At 67.4% G+C, this 25,618-nt stretch carries 23 protein-coding genes; 12 read left to right on the top strand and 11 right to left on the bottom strand.

Translation table 11 applies throughout. The features are described 5' to 3' along the window. Positions 1-118: 118 nt before the first annotated feature. The 4 genes from ahcY to ACO1P8_RS12570 all read left to right on the top strand — a co-directional run bounded on the left by ahcY (position 119) and on the right by ACO1P8_RS12570 (position 3,901). Positions 119-1,537, top strand: a complete 1,419-nt coding sequence (ahcY, locus tag ACO1P8_RS12585; RefSeq protein WP_486296218.1) for an adenosylhomocysteinase — start codon at positions 119-121, stop codon at positions 1,535-1,537. Positions 1,538-1,609: 72 nt separating this feature from the next. Continuing rightward, positions 1,610-1,945 (top strand): phage holin family protein, encoded by a 336-nt coding sequence (locus ACO1P8_RS12580; RefSeq protein WP_486296217.1) that lies wholly within the window; start codon positions 1,610-1,612, stop codon positions 1,943-1,945. Next, positions 1,945-2,790, top strand: a complete 846-nt coding sequence (gene metF, locus ACO1P8_RS12575) for a methylenetetrahydrofolate reductase [NAD(P)H] (protein WP_486296216.1) — start codon at positions 1,945-1,947, stop codon at positions 2,788-2,790. Before ACO1P8_RS12580 ends, metF begins: the two co-directional genes overlap by 1 nt. A 160-nt stretch (positions 2,791-2,950) precedes the next feature. After that, the gene (locus ACO1P8_RS12570) at positions 2,951-3,901 is read left to right on the top strand and encodes a CDP-diacylglycerol diphosphatase (RefSeq protein ID WP_486296215.1); all 951 of its coding nucleotides are present in this window, start codon (positions 2,951-2,953) and stop codon (positions 3,899-3,901) included. A 16-nt stretch (positions 3,902-3,917) separates the two neighbouring features. Here the strand turns inward: ACO1P8_RS12570 and ACO1P8_RS12565 are convergent, their stop codons facing one another. From ACO1P8_RS12565 to ACO1P8_RS12545, 5 genes are all read right to left on the bottom strand, one after another. Then, positions 3,918-4,781 (bottom strand): proteasome-type protease, encoded by an 864-nt coding sequence (locus ACO1P8_RS12565; protein ID WP_486296214.1) that lies wholly within the window; start codon positions 4,779-4,781, stop codon positions 3,918-3,920. A gap of 64 nt (positions 4,782-4,845) precedes the next feature. Further along, positions 4,846-5,637: a transglutaminase family protein gene (locus ACO1P8_RS12560; protein ID WP_486296213.1), complete on the bottom strand. Its 792-nt coding sequence runs from the start codon at positions 5,635-5,637 to the stop codon at positions 4,846-4,848. A 35-nt stretch (positions 5,638-5,672) separates the two neighbouring features. Beyond that, on the bottom strand, positions 5,673-6,641 hold the full coding sequence (locus ACO1P8_RS12555) for an alpha-E domain-containing protein (protein WP_486296212.1): 969 nt from the start codon (positions 6,639-6,641) through the stop codon (positions 5,673-5,675). A gap of 2 nt (positions 6,642-6,643) precedes the next feature. Further along, positions 6,644-8,074, bottom strand: coding sequence for a circularly permuted type 2 ATP-grasp protein (locus tag ACO1P8_RS12550; protein ID WP_486296211.1), 1,431 nt, complete (start codon positions 8,072-8,074; stop codon positions 6,644-6,646). 235 nt (positions 8,075-8,309) lie between these two features. Further along, a complete protein-coding gene (locus tag ACO1P8_RS12545) occupies positions 8,310-8,933 on the bottom strand; it encodes a 5-formyltetrahydrofolate cyclo-ligase (RefSeq protein ID WP_486296210.1) in 624 nt (207 codons plus the stop codon). Between the two features lie 26 nt (positions 8,934-8,959). Between ACO1P8_RS12545 and ACO1P8_RS12540 the strand changes: the two genes are divergently transcribed. Further along, positions 8,960-11,107, top strand: coding sequence for a lytic transglycosylase domain-containing protein (locus ACO1P8_RS12540; RefSeq protein WP_486296209.1), 2,148 nt, complete (start codon positions 8,960-8,962; stop codon positions 11,105-11,107). A 31-nt stretch (positions 11,108-11,138) separates the two neighbouring features. Beyond that, positions 11,139-12,338 (top strand): tRNA nucleotidyltransferase/poly(A) polymerase-related protein, encoded by a 1,200-nt coding sequence (locus ACO1P8_RS12535; protein WP_486296233.1) that lies wholly within the window; start codon positions 11,139-11,141, stop codon positions 12,336-12,338. 103 nt (positions 12,339-12,441) lie between these two features. Here the strand turns inward: ACO1P8_RS12535 and ACO1P8_RS12530 are convergent, their stop codons facing one another. From ACO1P8_RS12530 to ACO1P8_RS12510, 5 genes are all read right to left on the bottom strand, one after another. Beyond that, positions 12,442-13,614, bottom strand: coding sequence for a class I SAM-dependent methyltransferase (locus ACO1P8_RS12530; RefSeq protein ID WP_486296208.1), 1,173 nt, complete (start codon positions 13,612-13,614; stop codon positions 12,442-12,444). Positions 13,615-13,862: 248 nt separating this feature from the next. After that, complete coding sequence (locus ACO1P8_RS12525) at positions 13,863-15,569, bottom strand: DEAD/DEAH box helicase (protein ID WP_486296207.1); 1,707 nt, start codon at positions 15,567-15,569, stop codon at positions 13,863-13,865. Between the two features lie 298 nt (positions 15,570-15,867). After that, positions 15,868-16,620, bottom strand: coding sequence for a uracil-DNA glycosylase (locus ACO1P8_RS12520; RefSeq protein ID WP_486296206.1), 753 nt, complete (start codon positions 16,618-16,620; stop codon positions 15,868-15,870). Continuing rightward, on the bottom strand, positions 16,621-17,082 hold the full coding sequence (locus tag ACO1P8_RS12515; protein ID WP_486296205.1) for an STY0301 family protein: 462 nt from the start codon (positions 17,080-17,082) through the stop codon (positions 16,621-16,623). Positions 17,083-17,115: 33 nt separating this feature from the next. After that, entirely contained in the window at positions 17,116-17,580 is a 465-nt protein-coding gene (locus ACO1P8_RS12510) for an HIT family protein (protein ID WP_486296204.1), read from the bottom strand. 154 nt (positions 17,581-17,734) lie between these two features. Between ACO1P8_RS12510 and selD the strand changes: the two genes are divergently transcribed. Both selD and ACO1P8_RS12500 read left to right on the top strand, forming a co-directional pair. After that, positions 17,735-18,802 (top strand): selenide, water dikinase SelD, encoded by a 1,068-nt coding sequence (gene selD, locus ACO1P8_RS12505; RefSeq protein ID WP_486296203.1) that lies wholly within the window; start codon positions 17,735-17,737, stop codon positions 18,800-18,802. 126 nt (positions 18,803-18,928) lie between these two features. After that, positions 18,929-19,570 (top strand): DsbA family protein, encoded by a 642-nt coding sequence (locus ACO1P8_RS12500; RefSeq protein ID WP_486296202.1) that lies wholly within the window; start codon positions 18,929-18,931, stop codon positions 19,568-19,570. A gap of 3 nt (positions 19,571-19,573) precedes the next feature. On the opposite strand, the gene ACO1P8_RS12495 is transcribed toward ACO1P8_RS12500, so the two are convergent. Then, on the bottom strand, positions 19,574-20,476 hold the full coding sequence (locus ACO1P8_RS12495) for a LysR family transcriptional regulator (RefSeq protein ID WP_486296201.1): 903 nt from the start codon (positions 20,474-20,476) through the stop codon (positions 19,574-19,576). 228 nt (positions 20,477-20,704) lie between these two features. Here ACO1P8_RS12495 and ACO1P8_RS12490 point away from each other — a divergent pair, with 228 nt between their 5' ends. The 4 genes from ACO1P8_RS12490 (at position 20,705) to ACO1P8_RS12475 (ending at position 25,583) form a co-directional block, all read left to right on the top strand. Continuing rightward, on the top strand, positions 20,705-21,721 hold the full coding sequence (locus tag ACO1P8_RS12490; protein ID WP_486296200.1) for a TRAP transporter substrate-binding protein: 1,017 nt from the start codon (positions 20,705-20,707) through the stop codon (positions 21,719-21,721). A gap of 114 nt (positions 21,722-21,835) precedes the next feature. Continuing rightward, entirely contained in the window at positions 21,836-23,758 is a 1,923-nt protein-coding gene (locus tag ACO1P8_RS12485) for a TRAP transporter large permease (RefSeq protein ID WP_486296199.1), read from the top strand. 13 nt (positions 23,759-23,771) lie between these two features. Beyond that, complete coding sequence (locus ACO1P8_RS12480) at positions 23,772-24,311, top strand: VOC family protein (RefSeq protein ID WP_486296198.1); 540 nt, start codon at positions 23,772-23,774, stop codon at positions 24,309-24,311. Positions 24,312-24,317: 6 nt separating this feature from the next. Next, a complete protein-coding gene (locus ACO1P8_RS12475; RefSeq protein ID WP_486296197.1) occupies positions 24,318-25,583 on the top strand; it encodes a ribulose-bisphosphate carboxylase large subunit family protein in 1,266 nt (421 codons plus the stop codon). Positions 25,584-25,618: the final 35 nt, after the last annotated feature.

The following is a 25,618-nucleotide window of genomic DNA, read 5'->3' as shown; positions in this document are numbered from 1 at the left end:
CGTGGCAGAGGCGGGCGCGCCAAATCATCTGGTGTCATTCCGGCCGAATAGCGGCCGGGGTGTTGCGCACGTTTCGGGCCGCGGTGTGGCGCCGTCCGTTTATACGTGGAGCCAACCCATGAACACCGTTTCCGATAAATCCGTTTCCGACTACATCGTCGCCGATATCGGCCTGGCCGGCTGGGGCCGCCGAGAAATCGCCATCGCGGAAACCGAAATGCCCGGCCTGATGGCCACGCGCGAAGAATACGCCGCCGCGCAGCCGCTCAAGGGCGCGCGCATCGCCGGCAGCCTGCACATGACCATCCAGACGGCCGTGCTGATCGAAACGCTGAAGGCCCTGGGCGCCGATGTGCGCTGGGCCTCGTGCAACATCTTCTCGACGCAGGATCATGCCGCCGCCGCCATCGCGCAGGGCGGTACGCCGGTCTTCGCGGTCAAGGGCGAAACCCTGTCCGAGTACTGGGACTACACCCACAAGATTTTCGAATGGCCCAACGGCCAGCACGCCAACATGATCCTGGATGACGGCGGCGATGCCACGCTGCTGCTGCACCTGGGTGCCAAGGCCGAGTCCGATCTTTCCGTCCTGGCCAAGCCGGGCAGCGAGGAAGAGCGCGTGCTGTTCGCCGCCATCAAGGCCACCCTGGTGCGCGATCCGAAATGGTATTCGACCCGCCTGGCGCAGATCCGCGGCGTGACCGAGGAAACCACCACCGGCGTGCACCGCCTGTACCAGATGTCCCAGCGCGGCGAACTCGCCTTCGCGGCCATCAACGTCAACGACTCGGTCACCAAATCCAAGTTCGACAACCTGTACGGCTGCCGCGAATCGCTGGTGGACGGCATCAAGCGCGCGACCGACGTGATGGTGGCGGGCAAGATCGCCGTCGTGGCCGGCTACGGCGACGTCGGCAAGGGCTGCGCGCAGGCCCTGCAAGCGCTGCGCGCCCAGGTCTGGGTCACGGAAATCGATCCCATCTGCGCCCTGCAGGCGGCGATGGAAGGCTACAAGGTCGTGACCATGGAAGAGGCCGTCGACAAGGCCGATATCTTCGTCACCGCGACCGGCAACTACAACGTCATCACGCGTGTCCACATGGACCGCATGAAGGACCAGGCCATCGTTTGCAACATCGGCCACTTCGACAACGAAATCGATGTCGCGTCGCTGGAAGGCTGCAAGTGGGAAGAGATCAAACCGCAGGTCGACCACGTGATCTTCCCGGACGGCAAGCGCATCATCCTGCTGGCCAAGGGCCGCCTGGTGAACCTGGGCTGCGCGACGGGCCATCCGTCCTTCGTGATGTCTTCGTCGTTCACCAACCAGACGATCGCGCAGATCGAGCTCTTCACGCGCAACGATGCCTACGAAAAGGGCCAGGTCTACGTCCTGCCCAAGCAGTTGGACGAGAAAGTCGCCCGCCTGCACCTGAAGAAGCTCGGCGCCAACCTGACGACGCTGCGTCCCGACCAGGCGGACTACATCGGCGTGCCGGTCGACGGCCCCTTCAAGAGCAATCACTACCGCTATTGATGGTGTAGTCTTGCGGGGACGGCCACGCCGGGTGGCCGTCCCTTTCAACCAATCGATGCGGGAGATTCCAACATGACATTGATCCTCGTCTGGATCCTGAATGCGGTGGCCTTGCTGGTGGTGGCATACCTGCTGCCCGGGATTGCCGTGGCCAGTTTCGGATCGGCGTTGATCGCCGCGCTGGTCCTGGGCCTGTTGAACATGCTGGTCAAGCCGGTGCTGGTGTTGCTGACTTTGCCGATCACCATTGTCACGCTCGGTCTCTTTCTCATCGTCCTTAACGCGCTGTTGTTCTGGTTCGCCGGGTCCATCCTGAAAGGTTTCCAGGTCAACGGCTTCTGGTGGGCGGTAATCGGTGCGATTCTCTACAGCATCATCTCCTACCTGCTGTCTTCGCTGCTCGTCTAATGACCGATACCTCTACGCCGGCGTATAGCCTGGAATTCTTTCCTCCGCGCGATATCGCCGCGCAGGAGCGCCTGCTGCGCGCGGCCAAGCAGATGCTGGCCATCCATCCGCGCTATGTCAGCGTGACCTTCGGCGCGGGCGGTTCGACGCGCGAAGGCACCGCCGGCACCGTGCGCATGCTGCGCAACCTGGGCGTGGACGCCGCGCCGCATCTTTCCTGCGTCGGCGCCACGCGCGAGGACCTGCGCGCGATCCTGGCGTCGTATCGCGACGAGGGCGTGCGGCAGGTGGTTGCCCTGCGTGGCGACCTGCCGTCCGGCATGGGCGGCGATGCCGGCGAACTGAAGTACGCGCGCGATCTGGTCGCTTTCATCCGTCAGGAAACCGGCGACTGGTTCCACATCGAGGTCGCCGCCTATCCCGAAATGCATCCGCAGGCGGACAACCCGTCCAGCGACCTGGACCATTTCATCGAGAAAGTACGCGCGGGCGCCGACAGCGCGATCACCCAGTATTTCTTCAATCCCGACGCGTATTTCGACTTCGTCGAACGCGTGACGGCCAAGGGCGTTTCCGTACCGGTCGTGCCGGGCATCATGCCCATCACCAACCATACGCAGCTGGCCAGGTTTTCGCAGATGTGCGGCGCGGAAATCCCGCGCTGGATTCGCCTGCGCCTGGCCGAATTCGGCGATGACAAGGCGTCCATCCGCGCTTTCGGCGTGGACGTGGTGACCGAGCTTTGCCGCAAGCTGCTGGAGGGCGGCGCGCCTGGCCTGCATTTCTACACGCTGAACAGCGCCGAAGCCCCGATGGCCATCTGGAAGAATCTGTCCGGGGCCTGAGCTTCATCCCCCGGGAAAGCGGCCCGCGGCGCACCAGCGCCTGCGGGACTGCCGCGGAAAGAATCGCGCGGCGCGAAGACTCCGGCCGGATTCCATCATCCGGTCATTTCCCCCTGATACCATGGCGCCCGGCATCCTTTGTGGATGGTGGGCGATAGCGATGGGACGGACCGTGCAGCCGCGCAATATGTCGATCGTGCTGGCGTTGGCGTTGGCGCTCGGTGCTGCCATGGACCCCGCCGCGGCGGGGGAATCGGCGCCGCATGCGGTGACGCGTCCCCTGCCGGGCGCCGCGTGGACGGTTACCGAACGGCGCGGCGTTTTGTGGAAAGTCGTCCGGCACTGCGTGCAGGCCGCGTTGACGCGGCGTGGCGCGGGCGGCGCCGACGGCCGCGACCAGCCGGATGCGGCCGGCTCCGATGACGACGTGTCGCGGCCCAATGCCTGCGCCCGTGTCGACCTGGAGGGCGGTTATGTGCTCCTGAAGGACAACAGCCCGGCCAAGCCCTATGCCTTTCTGCTATTGCCGACGGACCGGCTGACAGGTATCGAGGACGCGCGGCTGTGGGTCGTCGCGGGCCTCAACTACTGGCGCGCCGCCTACGAGAACCGGCGATACGTGGAAAAGGTACTGAAGCGGCCGCTGTTGCGGACCCAGGTCGGTTTCGCCGCCAACTCCATCTATGGACGAACGCAGGACCAGCTGCATATCCATATCACTTGCATCCGTCCCGACGTCGCGGCCACGCTGGCCGACCGTATCGGCACGCTGAGCGACAAACGGTGGACGTGGCTGCCGCCGATGGCCGGCCGCTCATATGCCTATCGGGCCATCCTGACGGACGACGCCGCACTGGCGCGGACGGATCCGGTCCGCCTGCTGGCGCGCGACGTATATCCCGACGGCTCCATGCTGCCCCACACGCTGTTCATGGCCCCCGTGACGTTGCCGGACGGCCGGCCGGGTTTTGCCTTTCTGGACAGCGAAGCCGGCCAGGACGTCAGGCATGGCCAGGGGACGGCTGCCAGCAACCGCGGCGCCTCGGAGGAATTGCTCGACGATACCTGCGCCATCGCCAGAAGCGGTATCACCGGCCGATCCGCGAACTAGCCCCGCCGGCGCGAGGTCAGCTTCGCTGGGAGGGATCCCGTCCCTCGGCCAAGGCCTGCACGGGTGCGACGTCCGTGGGCTCGCAGCTGCCCGGCCGCACCCGCACCGGCTGGTGCGTGCGTCCGGCCGGCACCAGGCTGTCCGGAGACGCCGGATTGGTCCAGGCCGGGTCGTCGATTTCCGCGAACACCTGGCGCAGCTTTTCGCCCCAGCTGGTGCGGATCATCCGGAAGTAGGCATTGTTCTCGTCGATGTTCGCGAAGCGGGTGACCCGCAGCGTATCGGCTTCATAGACGAGCAGGTCCAGCGGCAGCCCCACAGAGATATTCGAGCGCAGCGTGGAATCCATCGAGATCAGCGCGCATTTGGCCGCTTCGTCCAGCGTCGTGCCGGGCTCCAGCACCCGGTCCAGGATGGGCTTGCCGTACTTGGATTCGCCGATCTGGAAGTAGGGGCATTCGGCATGTGCTTCGATGAAGTTGCCCGCCGCATAGACCTGGAACAGCCGGCAGCGCTCGCGGCCGATCTGGCCGCCGAAGATCAGCGTGACGTTGAATTCCACGCCCTGTTCGTGCAGGGCCTCGGCATCGCGCCGGTGCACTTCGCGGATGGCCTCGCCGACAATGCGCGTGGCCTCGAACATATTGGGCGCATTCCAGATGGAGCCGGGATCCGCGCTGTCGTGCATGGACAGCATGGTCATGATGGACTGGCTGATGGCCAGATTGCCGGAGGTCATCAGCACCATGACGCGTTCGCCCGGACGTTCGAAAACGTTCAGTTTACGAAACACGCTGATCTGGTCCACGCCGGCATTGGTGCGTGAGTCCGCGAGAAAAACCAGGCCCTCGTGCAACTGGGCCGCGACACAGTAAGTCATGGATGCTCGACAAGAGGCAATCCCGACATTTTAGTTATCCCCGGCACGCTACGCCAATCACCCCCTATTGCTGTACCTGTACGGTAACGACCATCGACTCGTTGCCCCCGCCGTGGCGCACGCCGCGCACCGGGCTGGCGGAATCGTAGTCGCGCGCGACGGCCAGCCTGCAGTGGCAGTCGGAAGCGAACTGGCGGTTGGTGATGTCTACGCTGCACCAGCCTCCGCCAGGCAGCCAGACGTCGGCCCAGGCGTGGCTGGCGGCATGGTCGGTAACGGTGTACAGATAGCCGCTGACATAGCGCGCGGGCACGCCCAGCGCGCGCGCGCAGGCCAGGAACAGGTGGGCGTGGTCCTGGCAGACGCCATGGCCCAGCGCCAGCACCTGGGAAGCCACGGTGGTGACGTCCGTGATGCCCGGCTCGTAGGCGACGTGGTCGGAGATCGCCTGCGCCAGCTTCAGTACATCGGCCGGCTCGCGCAATCCGCCCGGCAGGACCCGCGCGCAGAAATCCAGGATCGTGGCGTCGGGCAGCGTCAACGGCGTGGGCACGCGGTAGGCATCCACCGGCAGCCGGTTCTCCTCGCTGGTGAGCAGGCCGTCGGTCAGCGGGTCGATTTCCACCTGGCCCGTGACCAGCAGGTCGATTTCATCGTGCTGGCGGTTCAGCGTCAGCGTATGGGTGGTGTTGCCGTAGGCGTCCACCTGTTCGGCCAGGTCGCCCGGCGCGTAGATGTGCCAGCGCAGCGAGCGCTGGTGGTCCTCGCCGCGCGGCGTCAGGCGCAAGGTCTGGATGCTGTAGCTGACGGGCGCGGTGTAGCGGTACTGGGTAACGTGTTTGATGAAGTGTCTCATGGCCGTTTTCCTGTGGCGGCGGACGTGCCGCCTCGCTATGCCGAAAGCGGCAGCAGAAAGTCCTGGCTGATGCGATTGCCCAGGTCCTTGATCCTTTCCAGGAATCGTTCCAGGAAGTCGTGCAGGCCCGCTGCCATGATGTCTTCCACCTTGCCATAGCGCAGTTCGGAACACAGCATGCCGGCGCGGCGTTCGGTTTCGGCTGAACGAGCGTTGGACACCAGCGCCAGGTCGTCCCGGACGGATTGCACCGAGCTGAGCAGCGAGCGCGGCATATCGCCGTGCAGGATCAGCAGTTCGGCCACGCGATCCGGCGTGACCACGTCGCGGTACACCTTGCGATAGACCTCCAGTCCGGAGACCGAACCCAGGATCGCGGCCCACCGGTAGAACTCCTCGCGCACCGCCATGCCGCGCTGGGCCCCGGTGCGGCCCGCTTCGCCATCGTCGGATTCGTGGAATTTGACGTCCAGCATGCGCGCGGTATTGTCGGCGCGCTCCAGGTGCATGCCCAGGCGCATGAAATACAGGGCCTCGTCCTCCAGCATGGTGCCCAGCGTCACGCCGCGCGCCACATGCGAACGGAACTTGACCCATTCGAAGAACTCCCCCGGGTTGCGTTCGGGAAGCTCCGAGCGCAGGTGGCGCAGCAGCTCCAGCCAGGTGGTGTTGTAGGTCTCCCAGAGTTCGGTCGTCAGGCTGCCGCGCACCGCGCGGGCGTTCTCGCGGGCGGCGTGCAGGCAGGCGTAGATGGAGGACGGGTTGTCCGGCTCGCGCATCATGAAGCGCAGCACGTCGCGCGCGCTGCCCTCGGGATAGCGCTGGTCGAACAGGGTTTGCAGTTCGGAGATGCGCATCAGCGCCTGCCAGGACCGTTCGCGTGTCGCGGGGTCCTGCGGCAGCAGCGACATTTGCATGCTCACATCCAGCATGCGGGCCATGTTCTCCGCGCGCTCCATGTAACGGCACATCCAGAACAGATTGTCGGCAGTGCGGCTCAGCATGGTCATTCCTCCAGCACCCAGGTGTCCTTGGTCCCGCCGCCCTGGCTGCTGTTGACCACCAGCGAGCCCTCGGTCAGCGCGACGCGGCACAAGCCGCCCGGCACGGTATGGATTTCCTTGCCGCACAGCACGTAGGGTCGCAGATCGACGTGGCGCGGCGCGATGCCGCTTTCGACGTAGGTAGGCACGGTCGACAAAGCCAGCGTGGGCTGCGCGATGTAGGCCGCGGGATTGGCCCGCACGCGTTCGCGGAAGGCATCGACCTGGGCGCGCGTGGACGCCGGCCCCACCAGCATGCCGTAGCCGCCCGCCCCATGCACCTCCTTGACCACCAGTTCATGCATATTGGCCAGCACATGGGACAGCTCGTCGGACCGCGCGCAACGCCAGGTGGGCACGTTCTGCAGCAGCGGTTCCTCGCCCAGGTAGAAGCGGATCATGTCCGGGACGTACAGGTAGGTCGATTTGTCGTCGGCGATGCCCGTGCCGACGGCGTTGGCCAGCGTGATGCGGCCGGCGCGATAGACCGACATCAGCCCCGGCACGCCCAGCGCGGAATCGGCGCGGAACGAGAGCGGATCCATGAAATCATCGTCGACGCGGCGGTAGATGACATCCACGCGGCGCGGACCGCGCGTCGTGCGCATATAGACGGTATTGTGGTCGACGAACAGGTCGCGGCCCTCGACGAGCTCGACGCCCATCTGCTGCGCCAGGAAAGCATGTTCGAAGTACGCGGAGTTGTACATGCCGGGCGTCAGCACGACCACGGTGGGATCGTCGTTGCCGCGCGGCGCGACTTCCCGCAGGTTGTCCAGCAGCAGGTCCGGATAGTGCGCCACCGGTCCCACCTTCAGGCGGCTGAAGGCATCGGGCAGCAGCCGCATGGACACCTTGCGGTTTTCCAGCATGTAGGACACGCCGGACGGGACGCGCAGATTGTCCTCCAGGACGTAGAAATCGCCGGCGCCGGCGCGCACCACGTCCACGCCGGCAATATGGCAGTAGATGTTTTCGGCGACATCGACGTCCTGCATCTCCGGGCGGTATTGCGCGTTCAGGAAGACCTGTTCGGCCGGCACGATGCCGGCGCGCACGATGTCGTGGCCATGATAGATGTCGTGAATGAACATGTTCAGCGCGCGCACGCGCTGCTTCAGTCCCGCGTCCAGATGGCGCCATTCGGCGGCCGGGATAATGCGCGGAATCAGGTCGAAGGGGATCAGGCGCTCGGTGCCGGCTTCGTCGCCGGCCACGGAAAACGTGATGCCCACCCGGCGGAAATTGAAATCGGCTTCCAGGCGTCGGGCGGCCATGACCTCGTCGGTCTGGGTCGCGAGCCATTGCCCGAGGGCGCTGTAATGCGGACGCACTTCGCCCGCGCTGTCGTACATCTCGTCGTAGGCGCGGATGGTGCCGGACGGTTGGTCCATGGTTGCGCTCCTCCTGTCAGGGGCGGCCGGTCTCGCCCTTTGCCTGAGGCGATGGCCGGCATCGCTTGTTACACCGCAATGGAAGCAACACTTGTGCCAATTTTGCGGTTATGGGGGAAAGCGCATGGGGCGCCGACCTGGTGCGTTGCCGGCGTTCCGCCGGCGCCGGGCAGCGCACCGTGATGGTGCGGCGCCCGGCGAGGTGGCGGACGCGGCGTGGGTATGTCTCCGTCGGTCAGGGGGCCTTGGGCACCCAGCCATCGGGTGTCAGGACGGCATCCAGCCGGACATCGTGGGCCTCGGGTATGTGAGTATCCTCCAGTCGTCCGACCGTCCAGGCGATGCCGATCGTCGTGAATGCATGTCCCGCCGTCTTCAGCGCCGACAGCGTGCGGTCGTAGTACCCGCCGCCGTAGCCGACCCGGTCGGCCTGCCCGCTGTACCCCAGCGTGGGTACCAGGATCAGATCGGGGATGACGGTGGCGCCGGGCAACGGTTCCTGGATGCCGTAAGCCCCTTCCTGCATGGGCGCATCCGGCATCCAGGGGCGGAATTCCAGGGGCTGGCCGGCACCCTGCACGGCGGGCAGGGCCACGGTGATGCCCGCTTCCGCCCATTGTGTGAGCAAAGGCCGCAGATCCGGCTCGTCCTGCAGCGGCCAGTAGGCGGCGATGACGGAAGGTCCCGGGCGGCCGGCGTTGCGCGCTGCTTCGCGCGCCAGCGCCACCCAGGTGAACAGCCGGCCACGCATGAGCAGGCCGCCGCGTTGACGCTGCGCCTCGTTCAGCGATGCGCGCGCCTCCCGCAATCGCTTGCGCAGCGGTACTGCGTTATCCTTCAACGTGTTTTTGGTGGTCATTCGGGTCCAGGCGTTAAGGAGAACTGATGCGTAGGGGGGAATCGGGACGTTATCAGAAATCGCCCGGGGGCGATGGCGGGCGCTTGTTGCGTCGCGCATTGCCGCTGTTGGCGCTGCTGACGTCCGCCTGTGCACCGGTGGATGCGCAGCAGCGCCCCGGCCAGGATTCGGCGGTGATCGCGGCGGCGGCCGGTACGCCCGCCGCTCCGGCCGCGACGGACGCTCCGCTTACCTCTCTGGCCGACGACCCCTCCGCCAGCGAGCGCCCCGAGGACGTGTCGCTATCGAGCAATCAGCCGCCGACCCCGGCGCGCCAGGCGGTCATGAGCGCGCGCGACGCCATGCTGCGCAAGCAGTGGTCGGCCCTGGCCGTCATCGTGCCGCAGGCGCGCGACGATATCCTCGGCATGTATCCCGAGTACTGGCTGCTGCGCTACCAGGTCTGGAACATGCCGCGCGGGCAATGGCCGGTGGACCAGCTGCGGCGCTTCATCGAACGCAGTCCGGACGCCTACCTGGCCGATAGGCTGCGGGCCGACTGGCTGCTGGCGGCGGCGCGCTCGGGCGACTACGACACCGTCAACAAGCTCGCGCCCATCAAGAACGGCAATGCGCAAACCGAGTGCGCCACGCTGGAAGCCCGCTACATGACCGGCAGGAAAGTCGGCGGCGCCGAAGCGATGCGCGCCTTCGCCCCCGGGGTATGGTGCTGGTCTCTGTATGACGACCTGGTCGCCAACCACATCCTGGGCTGGAACGACCTGCAGCCGCAGCTGCGCGATGCGATCGAGGACAACAAGCTGGCCGACGCGCGCAAGTACGCGGGTTATCTGTTCGAGCCCCCCGAACAGAAAGCCTACGACGCCATGATCAAGGACCCGATGAAGTGGCTGGTGCGCCAGTCCAAGCCGCCGCGCACGCGGGCGGCGACGGAACTGGTAACCATCGCGCTGGCGCGCCTGGCGCGCGGCAACCTGGACGTGGCCGATGCCTATGTCCGGCGGGAATGGGCGCGCGCGTTGCCGCGCCAGGACCTGGCGTGGGTGCGGGCGCAGCTGGCGCTGGTGGCGGTGTTGAACCAGGATCCACGCGCCCATGACTGGTATGTCGAAGCCGGCCATATCCGGCTGACACAGTACAACGAGGAATGGAAGGTACGTGCCGCCCTGCGGCAGCCGCGCATCGACTGGAAATGGGTGATCGCGTCCATCGAGGCCATGTCGCCGCAGGCGCGCGACGAACCAGCGTGGATCTATTGGCACGCGCGCGGGCTGGCGGCGACCGGCCGGCGTGAACGGGCGCAGCAGGAATACGAACAGATCGCCGGGCAGTTCACCTTTTATGGCCAGTTGGCGGCCGAAGAGCTGGGCCGCACGATCACCGTGCCGCCGCGTGCCGTCCCGCCTACACCGCAGGAAATGGCAAGCGCGCGCGCCAACGCCGGCCTGCAGCGGGCGATCGCACTGTTCCGCCTGGGGTGGCGCGGCGACGCCGTGCCGGAATGGAATTTCGCTCTGCGCGGTATGGACGACCGTCGATTACTGGCCGCCGCCGAACTCGCGCGCCGCGCGAACATCTACGACCGGGTGGTGAATACCTCGGACCGTACCGAAAAACAGTTCGATTTCACGCAACGCTATATCGCGCCTTTCGAAGGCCGCGTGGCGGCCAGGGCCAGCCAGGTGGCGCTGGACCCGGCCTGGGTGTACGGCCTGATCCGCCAGGAGTCGCGCTTCATCATGGACGCGCGTTCCTCGGTGGGCGCGTCCGGGCTGATGCAGCTGATGCCGGGCACGGCCAAATGGGTGGCCGGCAAGATCGGGCTGAGCAATTTCACGCCGGGCCAGGTCAACGACTTCGATACCAATACCCTGCTGGGCACTTCCTACCTGAGCATGGTGCTGCAGGACCTGGACGGATCGCAGGTCCTGGCCAGCGCCGGCTATAACGCGGGCCCGCGCCGCCCCCTCCGCTGGCGTGCCACGCTGACCCATCCGGTGGAGGGGGCGATCTTCGCGGAAACCATCCCCTTTACCGAAACCCGCACCTACGTGAAGAACGTCATGGCCAACGCCACGTATTACGCGGCGATGTTTACCGGCCAGCCGCAATCGCTCAAGCAGCGGCTGGGCCAGATCGCGCCGCAGCCGCCGGAACGGACGGATCTGCCGTGAACGGGTGCGGTGCCTGCTTCCCGGGAGCGTCCTGGTGACCGACCCGGCGCTGGAAGGTTTGCAGGCCTATATCGTCGGCGGCGCCGTCCGCGACGAGCTGTTGGGCCTGCCGGCGGGCGACCGCGATTGGGTGGTGGTGGGCGCGACGCCGGAGGCCATGACGCAGCGTGGTTTCGTGCCTGTCGGCGGTGATTTCCCGGTGTTCCTGCATCCCCGGACCCACGAGGAATACGCGTTGGCGCGCACCGAGCGCAAGTCCGGCCGCGGCTACAAGGGCTTTACGTTCTACACGGGCAGCGACGTTACGCTGGAGGAAGACCTGGCGCGGCGCGACCTGACCATCAATGCCATCGCGCGCGATGCCGAAGGCCGGCTTATCGACCCCCTGGGCGGCGTGCGGGACCTGCGCGCGCGGGTCCTGCGCCACGTCGGCGAGGCCTTTGCCGAAGACCCCGTGCGCATCCTGCGCCTGGCGCGCTTCGCCGCGCGCTTCGCCGATTTCGTGGTGGCGCCGGAAACCCTGGTGCTGTGCCGTGCCATGGTCGATGCCGGCGAAGCGGACGCGCTGGTGCCCGAGCGGGTGTGGAAAGAGTTGTCGCGCGGCCTGATGACCGCGCGTCCCTCGCGCATGTTGGACGTGCTGGCGCAGGCTCGGGCCCTGCCGCGCATCCTGCCCGGCCTGTTCGTGGACGAGGCAGTCAATGCCGATGTGGACGAGGCCGCGCGGCGCGGCTTGCCGCTGCCCGGGCGCTATGCCCTGTTGTGCCGGGCCTCGCCGCAACCCGCGGATCTGTCGGCGCGCTTGCGGGTGCCGACCGAATGCGCGGACCATGCGCGGCTGCTGCCCGTCGTGCTGGACGATCCGCGCGTCCTGGCGGCGGGACCTGCCGTCGGGGATGGCGCGGCTCCCGACGCCGCCGCTCCCGCGGGCGCCGCTGCCGGCACCGCGGATGTTCCCGACCCGGTCGACGTCCCCGACACCGCCGCCGCGCGGCTGGCGCTGATGGAGCGCTGCGATGCCCTGCGCAAGCCCGATCGTTTCCTCGATCTGCTGCGCGCGGCCAGCGTGCGGCAAGAGGTGGACCTGCCCGGGTGGCAGCGCGCGTTGGCAGCCATACGGGGGTTGGACGCCGGCGCCATCGCGCGGCGGTACCCGGGCCAGCCGCGGCAGATCCAGCAGGCGCTCCGCGCCGCGCGGCTCCAGGCGGTGCGGGCGGCGGCCGCGCAATAGCCGGTGCAGGTCTGCGCAGTCATCGCCTTGCGGCGGCGTCGCCCGCGGTTCCCGTACCGCCCGCCGGCCGGCGAACCGCGCCGCGTTCCGCCGCAGCCAGGTTCTAGAGCATGGCGCGCCGGTCGCCGCGCCGGAAACCGAGCAGCGGCGGGTCCACGTCCCGGCCCACGGCCAGCACCTTGAACAATTCCCCCATCTCGGCCTCGGAGAGCAGTTTCTGCACCGGCGCCACGGCGCGCGCATAGGCGGCGGCGTCGGCCGGGTCCAGGCTTCCCACGCGTTCCACCAGGCCGGCGTTCACCAGGAAATTCGCCTGCGATAGATAGCCCAGCACATCCAGGCCGCCGGCCAGCGCGGCGTCGGCCATGGCCGTGAAATCGACGTGCGCGGTGATGTCCTGCAGGCCGGGTGCCAGGAAAGGGTCGGCGTGGGCGTGATGGCGCAGGTGGCACATCAGCGTGCCGGCGGCGCGCTGCGGATGGTAGTACTCGTGGCGGGGAAAGCCGTAATCGATGATCAGTGCCGCGCCGCGCCGCAGCCATTGCCCCATGCCGCGCAGCCAGGCCTCGCCTTGCAGATTGACTTCCGAGACGTAGCCCTCCAGCGGGGGCATGCGCTCGCTCATGACTTGCAGCAGCCGCGGCGGCGCGGGCCGGTCCGACCAGGCAAAACCGCCTTCGGCCGTCGCCACGACGCCCCGTTCAAGCAGGGCACCGGTCTCGTCCCAGCGGAACACCTGCACCGGCATGGCGTCCAGCACTTCGTTGGCCAGCACGCACCCTTCGAAGGCGTCGGGCAAGCGGTCCAGCCAGGCGACGCGGCCGCCATGCGGCGCCAGCCGCGCCTGCTGGCGCGCGCGCAGGTCGGCGGAGACTTCGACGATGCGGTAGCGCACGTCCAGGCCTTCCGCATCCAGCGCGGCCAGGACCTGTTCGGCCAGGGCCCCGGTTCCCGCACCGAATTCCAGTACGTCCAGGGTGCCGGTCTGCCGCAGCACTTGCGCGGCCTGCGCCGCCAGCGTCGCGCCGAACAAGGGGGTCAGCTCGGGCGCGGTCACGAAATCGCCCGCGATCCCCGCGCCGCCGGCCGGCTGGGCCAGCTTGGCGCTGCCCGCGGCGTAGTAACCCAGGCCGGGCGCGTACAGGGCGTCGGCCATCCAGTGCTCGAACGACAGCCACCCGCCGGCCTGGGCAATCGCCGACTGCAGATGCGCGGCCATGCGTTCGGCGTGGGCGCGGGATGCGTCATCGAGTGGCGGGGGGAAGGTCTGTGGCATGGAAACCGGGGCGGAAAACGTCGAAACCGCCATTGTTTCAGGAAATCCGGTGAGCCGGAAATCGCGCCGCGGTCGGCAACGGAAGCAGGGCGCACGGGCCGTATCTCCGCCAGACGACGCGGTACTTCCCGGGCGGGATCGTTGCGGAAGCGGAAAAGAACACGGCGCGGTCATGCCGCGCCGTGTTCCCGCTACATACAGGTCAAGCCACTATCTGCCATGGGGCCGAGGGCGGCTTGCGCGCCAGGTCAGTCCCGGCGGCCGGCGTACGCCGGCTTGAAGGACTTGGCGGGACGGGCGGGGCGCTTGTCGAAGGCGGGCCGGCCGGCCCGTTCGGCGGAATGGCCACCCGCGCCGCCTTCGCGGACAGCCTTGTCCGCGCGCAGGCCACCTTCCGAACGCGCCGCACGGAAAGCACCTTCGGTGCGTTGCGGACGGTCGCCATGGGTGAAACCGCGTTCGGGACGGGCCGCGCCTTCGGTGCGAAAACCGCGATCGGCCGGACGGAAACCGCCTTCGGTGCGCGCAGCGCCCTCGGGCTTGCGGAAGCCTTCGGCCGGCTTGCGATACCCGCCTTCCGGACGGAAGCCACGCTCGGCGCCACGGAATTCACCGTCGGCGCGGAAAGGGCGGTCGCCTTGCGGGCGGGCCGGGCGATCGCCGGCGGCCGGGCCGCTGTATTGCGGGCCTGCGCCGTCGCGGCGCGGACGATCTTCGAAGGGGCGTCCGCCGGCGTACGAGCCGCGGTTGTCGCGGTTGAACGGCCGCTTGCCGAAAGACGGCTTGCCGGTGCGCTCATAGGCGGGGCGCGCCGCGCGCTTGGGTTCCAGGCCGGCGATGACCTGAGGGGTCAGCGTCTGTCCGGTGAAATGCTCGATACGGCGAACCTTATGGCGTTCGGCATGCGTGGCCAGCGTGAAAGCCAGGCCGTCGCGGCCCGCGCGGCCGGTGCGGCCGATGCGGTGCACGTAGTCCTCGGCCTGCATGGGCAGATCGAAGTTCACGGCGTGGCTGATGCCCTGCACGTCGATGCCGCGGGCGGCGACGTCGGTGGCCACCAGCACCTTCAACTGGCCGCGCTGCAGCATGCCCAGCGTGCGGGTACGCTGGCGCTGGTTCATGTCGCCATGCAGTGCCGCCGCGGCGAAGCCCTGGTCGGTCAGGCGATCGGCCAGGTCATCGGCGCCGCGCTTGGTGGCCGTGAAGACGATGGCCTGGTCCAGGGCGGCGTCGCGCAGCACGTGATCCAGCAATTGCATCTTGTGCGCGGCATCGTCGGCGTACAGGAGGCTCTGCGTGATATTGGAATGCTTTTCCTTGTGGCCGGCGATCTCGATGCGCTGCGGATCGCGCATCATCTTCGCGGCCAGCTTGGCGACCGTGCCGTCCAGCGTCGCCGAGAACAGCAGTGTCTGGCGTTCGGCCGGCAGGCGGCTGATGATGGTCTCGATATCCTCGATGAAGCCCATGTCCAGCATGCGGTCGGCTTCGTCCAGCACCAGCGTATGCACGGTGTTCATCTTGACGCGGCCGGCCTGCAAATGGTCGATCAGGCGGCCCGGGGTGGCGACCAGTACGTCGACGCGGCGCGACAGGGCCTTCAGCTGCGCGCCGTAGGGCATGCCCCCGACGACCGTGGCGGTGCGCAGGTCGCGCAGGTTCTTGCCGTACAGGCGCGTCGCATCATTGACCTGCAGGGCCAGTTCGCGCGTCGGTGTCAGAACCAGCACCTGCACGCCGGTGCCCTTGTTGGCGGGCATTTGCGCGATGCGGTTCAGCGCCGGCAGCATGAAGGCGGCGGTCTTGCCGCTGCCCGTCTGCGAAGAGACCATCAGGTCCTGGCCGGCGATGGCTTGCGGAATCGCGGCGGCTTGTACGGAGGTGGGAGTGGTGAAGCCCGCTTCTTGCAGGGCGGACAACAGGGTGGGCGCGAGTCCCAGTGTTTCGAAAGACATGACTTTCCCTTGCCGCTTTTGGCGGCGAGTTTCTAGGCCGGGCCGGGGTGTGTGTGCCGGATCCAGCGCAGGTTGATGGAGCATCGACGCCGACCGGATCAACCATGCGCATGTCGCGTCCCGGATTGGGGCGCTGGCGAAAGGAAAGGGGTCAGGAAGCGATGAAGACCGGCATCACCGGGTTTGTTCTACCCGGGAAAGCTGCAGACACCGTGACTTGTTTCGAGGCCGCCAGGAACGCTGGCGGCGGACTAACAGTAATGCCGAAAAATGCCGTTCTTTTTGTGCAGCGCAGAAATCATAACCTGAATTCCTGTTGCCGCGCCAGTGTTTTCTCGGGCAAACCCCAATCGACAATTTCCTGGCCGTGCGTCAGAAGCCATTCGTTGGCCTGCCGGAAATGGCCGCAGCCCAGGAAAGGCACGGGCGGGCGCGATGCCGACAGCGGCGAGGGATGGTTGGCCATCAGCACCAGCGTGTTGTGGTCTTCGGGCAACAGCGCGCGCTTGGACTGGGCATGCGCGCCCCACAGCATGAAGACCTTGGGCTGGGGCTGGCGGGCCACCAGGGAGATCAGCGCATCCGTGATGGCTTCCCAGCCGCGCTTGGCATGCGAAGCCGGCTGCCCGTCCTCTACCGTAAGCGAGGTATTCAGCAGGAGCACGCCCTGAGCCACCCAGGGCGTCAGGTCGTTGCCCGTGGGGATGCCCTTGTCCGGATACTCGGCGGCGATCTCCTTGAAGATGTTGCGCAGGCTGGGCGGTCGCTTGCACTGGTCCGGCACGGAAAACGCCAGGCCCTGCGCCTGGCCCGGCCCGTGGTACGGGTCCTGCCCCAGGATCACCACCTTGACCTCGCCGGGCCGCAGCATTTCCAGGGCACGGAACGGGGTGCATGGATAGACGATGGCGCCGGCCTCGATGCGGCGGTCGACGTGGCCGCAGATTTCCGGCAGCGCCCGCGCGGCGGCGGGAATGGCCAGGGCCGGGGCCCAGTCCCGCGGCAGTTGGGCAACCAGGGCCGACAGGGACGTGCGAAGACGGTTTTCCATTCAGTAACAGACCACTTGCACCGCGCCGCCGGGCCGGCGGCGATCGGCCAGGTATTGCATCATGTCGCACTGGCTGATGTTATCCGCGAGCTTGCGCACGGCCAGCAGGTTCGTATCCGTATAGCTGCACCCGATCCAGTAGCCCTGGTCGTCCGGCTGGAAATGCCAGGTCGAGGCGTAACCACGGACGGATCGCTTTTCGGTGTCGGGCGCCAGCGCGACCATATTGCGCGGGTCGCCGGCGAAGAAGGTAATGCCTTGCAGGCGATGGTCGGCATCGCGCCGCGGGTCCGGCATCACCGACCAGCCTCCCGGGGTGTTGACCGGCGTCTGCGTGATTTGCAGCAGGGCGGGGCAGGGTGTGGTGACAGGCCGGGCGGCCAGGCATGCCGGCGCGGCGGCCGCCAGGCCGAGCGCGGCGACCAGTTGCTGGACGGAATGGACCGGAAAGCGGGATCTCATGGCACGCGTAGTCATGTATTCAACGGCAATCGATCAATGGCGCGGCAGTGCGTTCAGGGTTTCGAGCAGCCGGTTGCGATAGCGCTGCATGACGGCCTGCAGGGCGGCCATGCGCGGCGCCCATTCGGGCGGTTCCTGGCCGCGAGGGACCCGCGGTGGCGCCCAGACGGCGTCCGGGAAATGCCGGTCGCCGCGCCAGCGCGGGATGATGTGCCAGTGCAAGTGCGGCACCATGTTGCCCAGCGAGGCGACATTGACCTTGTCCGGATGCAGTATCTCTCGCTGCGTTTCTTCCACGCGCCAGACCGCCTCCATCATCAGTTCGCGGCCATGGCGCGACAGGCTGGTCATCTCCGCCATGTGCGCGTTCCAGATGACCCGGGTGTAGCCGGGATAGTCCGCGTCCTCGACTTCCACCACGCGCAGGTGCGTACCCTGCCACAGCAGGGCACCGCCGTGCTGTTGGCAGAGCGGACAGTCGGGAAGCAGAGTGGCCATGGGCGGTCGGTCCAGGCGCCGTTCGGCGTCGATATGCGGAAAAGGCCATGATAGTAGGCCGTTTTGGCGACTCTTTGTAGGGGGGCTGCCCGCGGCCATCCGGGCGCCGGTGCGCGCCGGTGCTATCCTTTTGCGGCTTCCCTGGAGATTTCTCATGACCCAAGACGCAAGCGCCGGCGCGGCCCCACGCCTGACTTCGCTTTCGCACGGCGGCGGCTGCGGCTGCAAGATCGCGCCCGGCGTACTGGCCGATCTGCTGGCCCGTTTCGCGCCCACGCAGGCCTTCCCGGGCTTGATGGTCGGCACCGAAACCGCCGATGACGCGGCGGTGTACCGCCTGAACGACGAGCAGGCGCTGATCGCCACCACCGACTTCTTCATGCCCATCGTCGACGATCCCTACGATTTCGGCCGGATCGCCGCCACCAACGCGCTATCCGATGTCTACGCCATGGGCGGCACGCCCATTATGGCGCTGGCCATCGTCGGCATGCCGATCAACGTGCTGCCGCGTGAAGTCATCGCGGAAATCCTGCGTGGCGGCCAGGACGTCTGCGCGCAGGCCGGTATCCCGGTGGCCGGCGGCCACACCATCGATTCCGTCGAGCCCATCTACGGCCTTGCCGCCATGGGTCTGGTGCATCCGGCGCGCGTCAAGCGCAACGCCGACGCGCGCGCCGGCGACGTGCTGATCCTGAGCAAGCCCCTGGGCGTGGGCATCCTGTCCGCGGCGCTGAAGAAGAACCAGCTGGATGCCGCGGGCTACGACGCGATGATTGCCAGCACCACCCGGCTGAATACGCCGGGGCCGGCGCTGGCCGCTCTGCCGGGGGTGCATGCCCTTACCGACGTCACCGGCTTCGGTCTGTTGGGCCACGCCCTGGAAATGAGCCGCGGCGCCGGCCTGCGCGCGCGCATCGACCTGGCGGCGCTGCCCTGGTTGCCGGGCGTGCGGCAGATGGCGCAGGCGGGCATGATCACCGGCGCGTCGGGGCGCAACTGGGCCTCCTACGGCGCCGCGATTTCGCTGGCGGCCGGCGTGGAGGAGGTGTCGCGCGCGCTGCTGACCGATCCGCAGACCTCCGGCGGGCTGCTGGTGGCCTGCGATCGCGAAACCGCGCCGCAGGTGCTGGCCGTGCTGGCCGAACAAGGGTTTACGCAGGCCGCCATCGTGGGCGGGATGGTGGCCGGCGAAGCGGGTGTGGAGGTCGTGGCGGGCTGACCGGGACGGGAACAGGAAGGCGCCGCGCGACATACCGGCGCACGGTTGGATCGCGCGGAAAACAGCAGGCCGGTTGCTGACCGGACCGGCCGTGGACAGGGCCCAGGCCCGGAAGAAGGAGACAGCATGACGCAAGCGAACGGCGCATCCGATGGCGCGAAGCGGCTGGAAATCTGGTTCGACTTCGCCAGCCCCTACAGTTTCCTGGCGATCGAGCGCATCGAGCCGATCGCCGCCGCGCAGGGCGTGACGGTGGACTACCGGCCTTTCCTGCTGGGCCCGATTTTCAAGGCGCGCGGCTGGGACGATTCCCCGTTCCGCCTGTTTCCCGACAAGGGCGAATACATGATGCGCGAGGTCGCGCGCCTGGCCGCCAAGTATGGCGTGCGCTACCGCCGTCCCACCATCTTCCCGCGCGTCGGCGTGTTGCCCTCGCGGGTGGCGCTGATCGGGCTGGCAGCGGATTGGGGCAAGGCATTCTGCCTGTCCATGTATCGCGCCAATTTCGTCGACGATCTCGATATCCAGCAGCCCGGCGTTGTGGGCGAGCGTCTCGCGGCCCTGGGCGTGGATGCCGATGCCGTACTCGCGCGCGCCGGCAGCGACGAGATCAAGCAGGCATTTCGCACGCAGGTGGATCGCGCGCAGTCGCTGGGAATATTCGGCGCCCCCATGATGTTCGCCGGTAGTGAAATGTTCTGGGGCAATGACCGGGTCGAAGACGCCGTACAGTGGGCGCGCGACGGTGGCGGCAGCGCAGCCGGGTGACCGCTAGCGCCGCCGGCCCGGGCGGCGTTCCAGCATCAACGCATGCAGCCGTTCCGCCGCGGGAGGCAGACTCAGCCCGCGGCGCGTTACCAGATAGATGCGGCGCACCAGCCCGGGTATTTTCAACGGGCGGCTGACCAGATCGGGGCGCTCGAATTCGTACAGCGTCAGTGCCGGCACCACCGTGATGCCGATGCCGGCCGCGATCATGCCGGTCACCGTCGCCAGCTGTTCGACTTCCATCACCGTCTTCATGGGATACGGATGGAAAGCCCGTTCCAGTTGCAGCCGCACGCTGTGCGACCGGGCCAGATGGATGAAGGGCGCGGCGGACAGGTCGGGCAGCCCCACCGCGCGTTGCCGCGCCAGCGGGTGATCGGCCCGGCACACCAGATGGAAGCGATCGTTGCATAGCAGGCGGGCATCCAGGTCCTGCGCCGGGATGCCCGACGAGGCCAGCGCCAGATCCGCGCGGCCGGCCCGCACGCGTTCCAGGCAGGGTGCCGACAGCACGTCGGCCAGTTCCAGTTCGATCCCCGGATGGTGCCGGCGGAATTCGGCGAAGACGCCGGGTAGCCACCCCGATGCGATCGAAGGCAGCGCGGCTACCGACACCCGCCCTTTGTCCAGCATGGCATGGCCGCGAAAGTCGTCGATCATGCCGTCGAAATCGTCCAGCACGCGGCGGGCGGAGGCTTCCAGCAGCCGTCCCTGGGGTGTCAATTCCACGTTGCGCGTGTCGCGGTCGAACAGCCGGTATCCCAGGGTGTCTTCCACCGTGCGGATCAGCGAGCTGAAGGCGGATTGCGAAAGATGGCACTGGCGCGCGGCGCGAGTGAAGCTGCGCTGCTCCACCAGCGCCAGGAATGCGCGCAGGTCGCGGGTCGAGAGATTAATCTCTTTCATCGCTTAATCGATCCAAATTTTCGACTTCTCCGATTCTAGTGCCCAGGCTACATTTCTGCTGCGGGCCGGGGCAGCCGCCCGCGCGCCGCCGGTTTCCGCTCGTTCGCATCCGCCGCGCCGTTCTAACGGCGCGGCGCCGCACAACCAGCGGGATCGCGTCACCCATACGATTGCCGCGCATCGCCGGACCGCACCTATAACACCCGGCCGGCACCAAGGAGACAAATAATGAAGACGATGACCCGCCGCACCTTGCTGCGCGCCATGGCGGCCAGCCCGGCGCTGGCCTTGGGCATGCCCCGCCTGGCCCGTGCCGGCGCGGAGTTTTCCTACAAGTACGCCCACAACCTGCCCATGAGCCATCCGCTGCACCAGCGCGCGCAGGAAGCCGTGGACCGCATTCGCAAGGAATCCGACGGCCGGCTGGAAATCACCATCTTCCCCAATAACCAGCTGGGCGGCGACACCGATATGCTGTCGCAGGTGCGCAGCGGCGGCATCGAGCTGTTCACGCCCTCCGCCCTGGTCATCGCCACCGTGGTGCCGGTGGCGGCGATCAATGCGGTGGGGTTCGCATTCTCGGATTACTCGCAAGTCTGGAAGGCCATGGACGGCGCGCTGGGCGCGCACGTGCGCGACAAGATCGCCAAGGCCAATCTGTACGCCTTCGAGAAAATGTGGGACAACGGCTTTCGCCAGGTCACCACCAGCAGCAAGCCCATCGCCGATGCGAACGACCTGGATGGCACCAAGATCCGCGTGCCGGTCAGTCCGCTGTCGATTTCGATGTTCAAGGCGCTATCCGCCGCGCCGGCCAGCCTGCAGTTCAGCGAAGTCTATTCCGCCCTGCAGACACGCATCGTCGATGCGCAGGAAAACCCACTGCCCATCATCCAGGCCGCCAAGCTGTACGAAGTCCAGAAGTACTGCTCGCTTACCAACCACATCTGGGATGGCTATTGGTTCATCGCCAACGGCCGTGCCTATCGCCGCCTGCCCCCGGATCTGCAAAAGCTGTGGGAAACCGCTTTCAACGACGCCGGCATGCTGCAGCGTGAAGATCTGAAGAAGATGAACCGGTCCATCCAGAGCGATCTGGAATCCAGGGGCCTGAAATTCAATCAACCCAAGGCCGACTCCTTCCAGGCGCGCCTGCGCCAGGCGGGCTTCTATCAGGAATGGCGCGGCAAGTTCGGCGACCAGGCCTGGGGCCTGCTCGAAGGCGCCGTCGGCAAGCTGGCCTGACGCACCTTGCCGGGACGGCGCTCCGCAAGGGGAAAAGAGGGTGCAGGGACAGCGAATCGGGCCTTGGAGCGTCCGTGCCGCGAGCTCGACGCGCCGGTACGCGACGGAGGCGATATGCAAACACACGCAGGCTATCTGGCGAAAGATCCGCCGAAAATAGCGCCGCACGGCGAGGCGGAAAGCGCCGGTCATCCCGGTGCGGCCGACGGCGCGGCGGGATGGTGGGGCCGGCTGGACCGGGCCCTGGGGCTGGCCGTCGAAGTTCCCGCCGCGCTGCTGGTGCTGGCCGAAATCTTCGTTCTGCTGGCGGGCGTGATTGCGCGCTATGTCTTTCACTCCCCCTTGGTCTGGGGCGACGAACTGGCGTCCATCCTGTTCCTGTGGCTGTCCATGCTGGGGGCCGTGGTGGCGCTGCGGCGCGGGGAACACATGCGCATGACGGCCTTCGTCTCGCGGGCGTCGCCGGCGGCGCGGGCCTGGCTGGACGTGGCCGCCATTGCCGCCTCGTTGTGCTTCATGCTGATGGTGCTGCCCCACGCCTGGGAATATGCCAGCGAGGAAGCCGTCGTCACCACCCCCGCGCTGGAAATATCGAATGCCTGGCGGGCGTCCGCGCTGCCCGTGGGCTTTGCTCTGATGACCGCTTTCGCGGTGCTGCGGCTGGCGCGCGCGGGATCGTGGCGCCATGTGGCCGGCGCGCTGGCCACCGTGGCGGTCGTCGTCGGCCTGTTCATGCTGGCGCAGCCGGTGCTGGCCACGCTGGGCAAGGCGAACCTGCTGATCTTCTTCGTCGGGCTGGTCGCGGCCAATGTATTCGCGGGCGTGCCCATCGCCTTCTCCTTCGCGCTCGCGACCTTCGGCTACCTTTCACTGACCACCCACACGCCGCTGATGGTCATGGTGGGCCGCATGGACGAGGGCATGTCGCATCTGATCCTGCTGGCCGTGCCCATGTTCATCCTGCTGGGGCTGCTGATCGAGATGACCGGCATGGCGCGGGCCATGATCGGCTTTCTGGCCAGCCTGCTGGGACATGTGCGCGGCGGGCTGTCGTACGTGCTGATAGGCGCGATGTACCTGGTGTCCGGCATATCGGGTTCCAAGGTGGCCGACATGGCGGCGGTGGCGCCGGCCCTCTTCCCGGAAATGCAGCAGCGCGGCGCGCGGCCGGGCAATCTGGCCGCGCTGCTGTCCTGCACCGGCGCGCAGACCGAAACCATCCCCCCCAGCATCGTGCTGATCACCATCGGTTCGGTGACCGGCGTTTCCATCGCGGCGCTGTTCACCGGCGGCATGCTGCCGGGCGCCGCGCTGGGCCTGGCGCTGGCGGTCATCGTTTGGCGCCGCAGCCGCGGCGAGGACCTGTCCGGCGTGCGGCGCGTGCCGGCCCGCGAAATCGCGCGCCTGTTCTGCGTCGCCGTGCCGGCGCTGCTGCTGCCCTTCCTGATCCGTGCCGCCGTGGTCGAAGGGGTGGCCACCGCCACGGAAGTGTCTACCATCGGCATCGCCTATTCCGTACTTGCCGGGCTCGTGCTGTACCGCCGTTTCGATTGGCGCCGCCTGCCCTCGATGCTGCTGGATACGGCGGCCTTGTCGGGCGCCATCATTTTCATCGTCGGCGCGGCGACCGCGATGGCCTGGGGCCTGACCCAATCGGGCTTCTCGCAGGACCTGGCGGAATTCATGCGGCGCATGCCTGGCGGCGCGGCCGGATTCCTCGTGATATCCATCGTCGCCTTCGTGGTCCTGGGCAGCGTGCTGGAAGGCATTCCGGCCATCGTCCTGTTCGGCCCGCTGCTGTTCCCCATCGCGCGCGCCGTCGGCGTCAACGACGTGCATTACGCCATGGTGGTCATCCTGTCGATGGGCCTGGGCCTGTTCGCGCCGCCGTTCGGCGTGGGCTACTACGGCGCCTGCGCCATCAGCAAGGTCAGTCCGGACGAGGCCATGCCTTACATGTGGGGCTACCTGGCCGCGTTGGCGGCAGGGGTGGTGCTGGTGGCTTTCATTCCGTGGATATCCACGGGCTTTCTCTGATCGAGGTGTAACCATGAGTCGGTTGTTCGGCGAAGTGCGGCAGGCGGGATACGTCGTGCGCGACATCCACAAGGAAATGCGGCATTGGAGCGAGACGCTGGGCATCGGCCCATGGTTCTACGCCGATCGCGTGCCGGTCAGGAACTTCATGTACCGGGGCCAGCCGTCGCCCATCGAAGTCTCCGTGGCGCTGGCCAATTCCGGGCCTTTGCAGATCGAACTGATCCAGCAGCGCAACGATGCCCCATCCATGTACAAGGCTTTCCTGGACGCCGGCCATACCGGCCTGCAGCACCTGGCCTACTGGACGGAAACCTTCGACGAGGATGTGCGCCGCCTGGCGGAGCAGGGACTAAAGGTCGGCATGAGCGGCGAGGTCGGGGAACGCGGCCGCTACGTTTATTACGAAACCGAAACCCATCCCGGCACGGTGATCGAACTGTCCGAGATCGCCGGCCCCAAGGGCCGCCTGTTCCGCATGATCCGCGAGGCGTCGATCGGCTGGGACGGCAGCGATCCCGTGCGTCCTTTTCCCGACCTTTCCACGCTGTAGGCTGCCATGACGGACACCCAGCGGCGCGATTTCCGCGCCACGTACTTCATCGAAACCCCCTTCGCACTGGAGCAGGCCGCCGACGTTCTGGCGGGCGAGCAGTCCAGCGGGACCTTCGTGCGCGTGGCCGGCGAAACCGATGACCTGCGCCGGCGCTCGCGCGCCATTGTCCAGTCCATCCGGCAAACCGGAACGACGGATACGCCCAGCCTGCCCAACGCCTTCCTGGCGCGCCGGGGTGCCCAGGGGCCGTTCCGCCAGGCCGTCATCACGGTGTCCTTTCCGGTGGACAACGTGGGCGCGAACCTGCCCACGCTGGCGGCGACGGTGGGCGGCAACATTTATGACCTGGGCGAGATGACCGGCGTGAAGCTGTTGTCCCTGGATCTTCCCGCGGACTACGTCAGATTGTTCGATGCGCCGCGCCATGGCGTGGCCGGGACGCGGGCCCTGGCCGGCCGGCGGGATGGCCCGATTCTGGGAACCATCATCAAACCCAACGTCGGCATGACACCCGAGGAAACCGCGCGCGTGGTCGCCGGCCTGTGCGAGGCCGGCGTGGATTTCATCAAGGACGATGAGTGCATGGCCAACCCGCCGCACTCGCCGCTGGCGCGCCGGGTGGAAGCCGTCATGCGGGTCATCAACGACCACGCGCAGCGCACCGGGCGCAAGGTCATGTATGCCTTCAATATCTCCGACGATCTGGACGCGATGCGCGGCCATGCCGCTCGCGTAGAGGCGGCGGGCGGTACCTGCGTGATGGCCAGCCTGAACTGGTGCGGTTTCAGCGCCATCCAGGCCTTGCGGCGCACCACGCCGTTGGCCATACATGGGCATCGCAACGGCCTGGCGATGATGTCGCGCCATCCCGCGCTGGGCATCGCCTTCCCGGCCTACCAGGCACTGTGGCGTCTGGCCGGCGTGGACCAGCTGCACGTCAACGGGTTGGGCGGGAAGTTCTACGAAAGCGACGAAAGCGTCATCGAATCCGCGCGAGCCTGCCTGGCTCCCATGGCGGGCGACGATGCCGTCATGCCGGTATTTTCGTCGGGGCAATGGGCAGGTACCGTGCCGGCCACCTTCGGCGCGGTGGGCAGCGACGACCTGATTTTCCTGTCCGGTGGCGGTATCCTGGGCCACCCCGACGGCGCGGCGGCGGGGGTGCAAAGCATACGCGACGCATGGGATGCCGCGCGGGCCGGCGTGCCCCTGCCGGACTTCGCGCGCGATCGCCCGGCGCTGGCGCATGCCCTGGCGTTCTATGGTTGAAGCGTGGCCGGCCCGCGCTGCGGAAAAGGATGGTC

This window comes from Bordetella sp. (assembly GCF_057362025.1).
The sequence above is the reverse complement of the archived record's forward strand: the minus strand, read 5'-3'. Positions and strand labels throughout refer to the sequence as shown.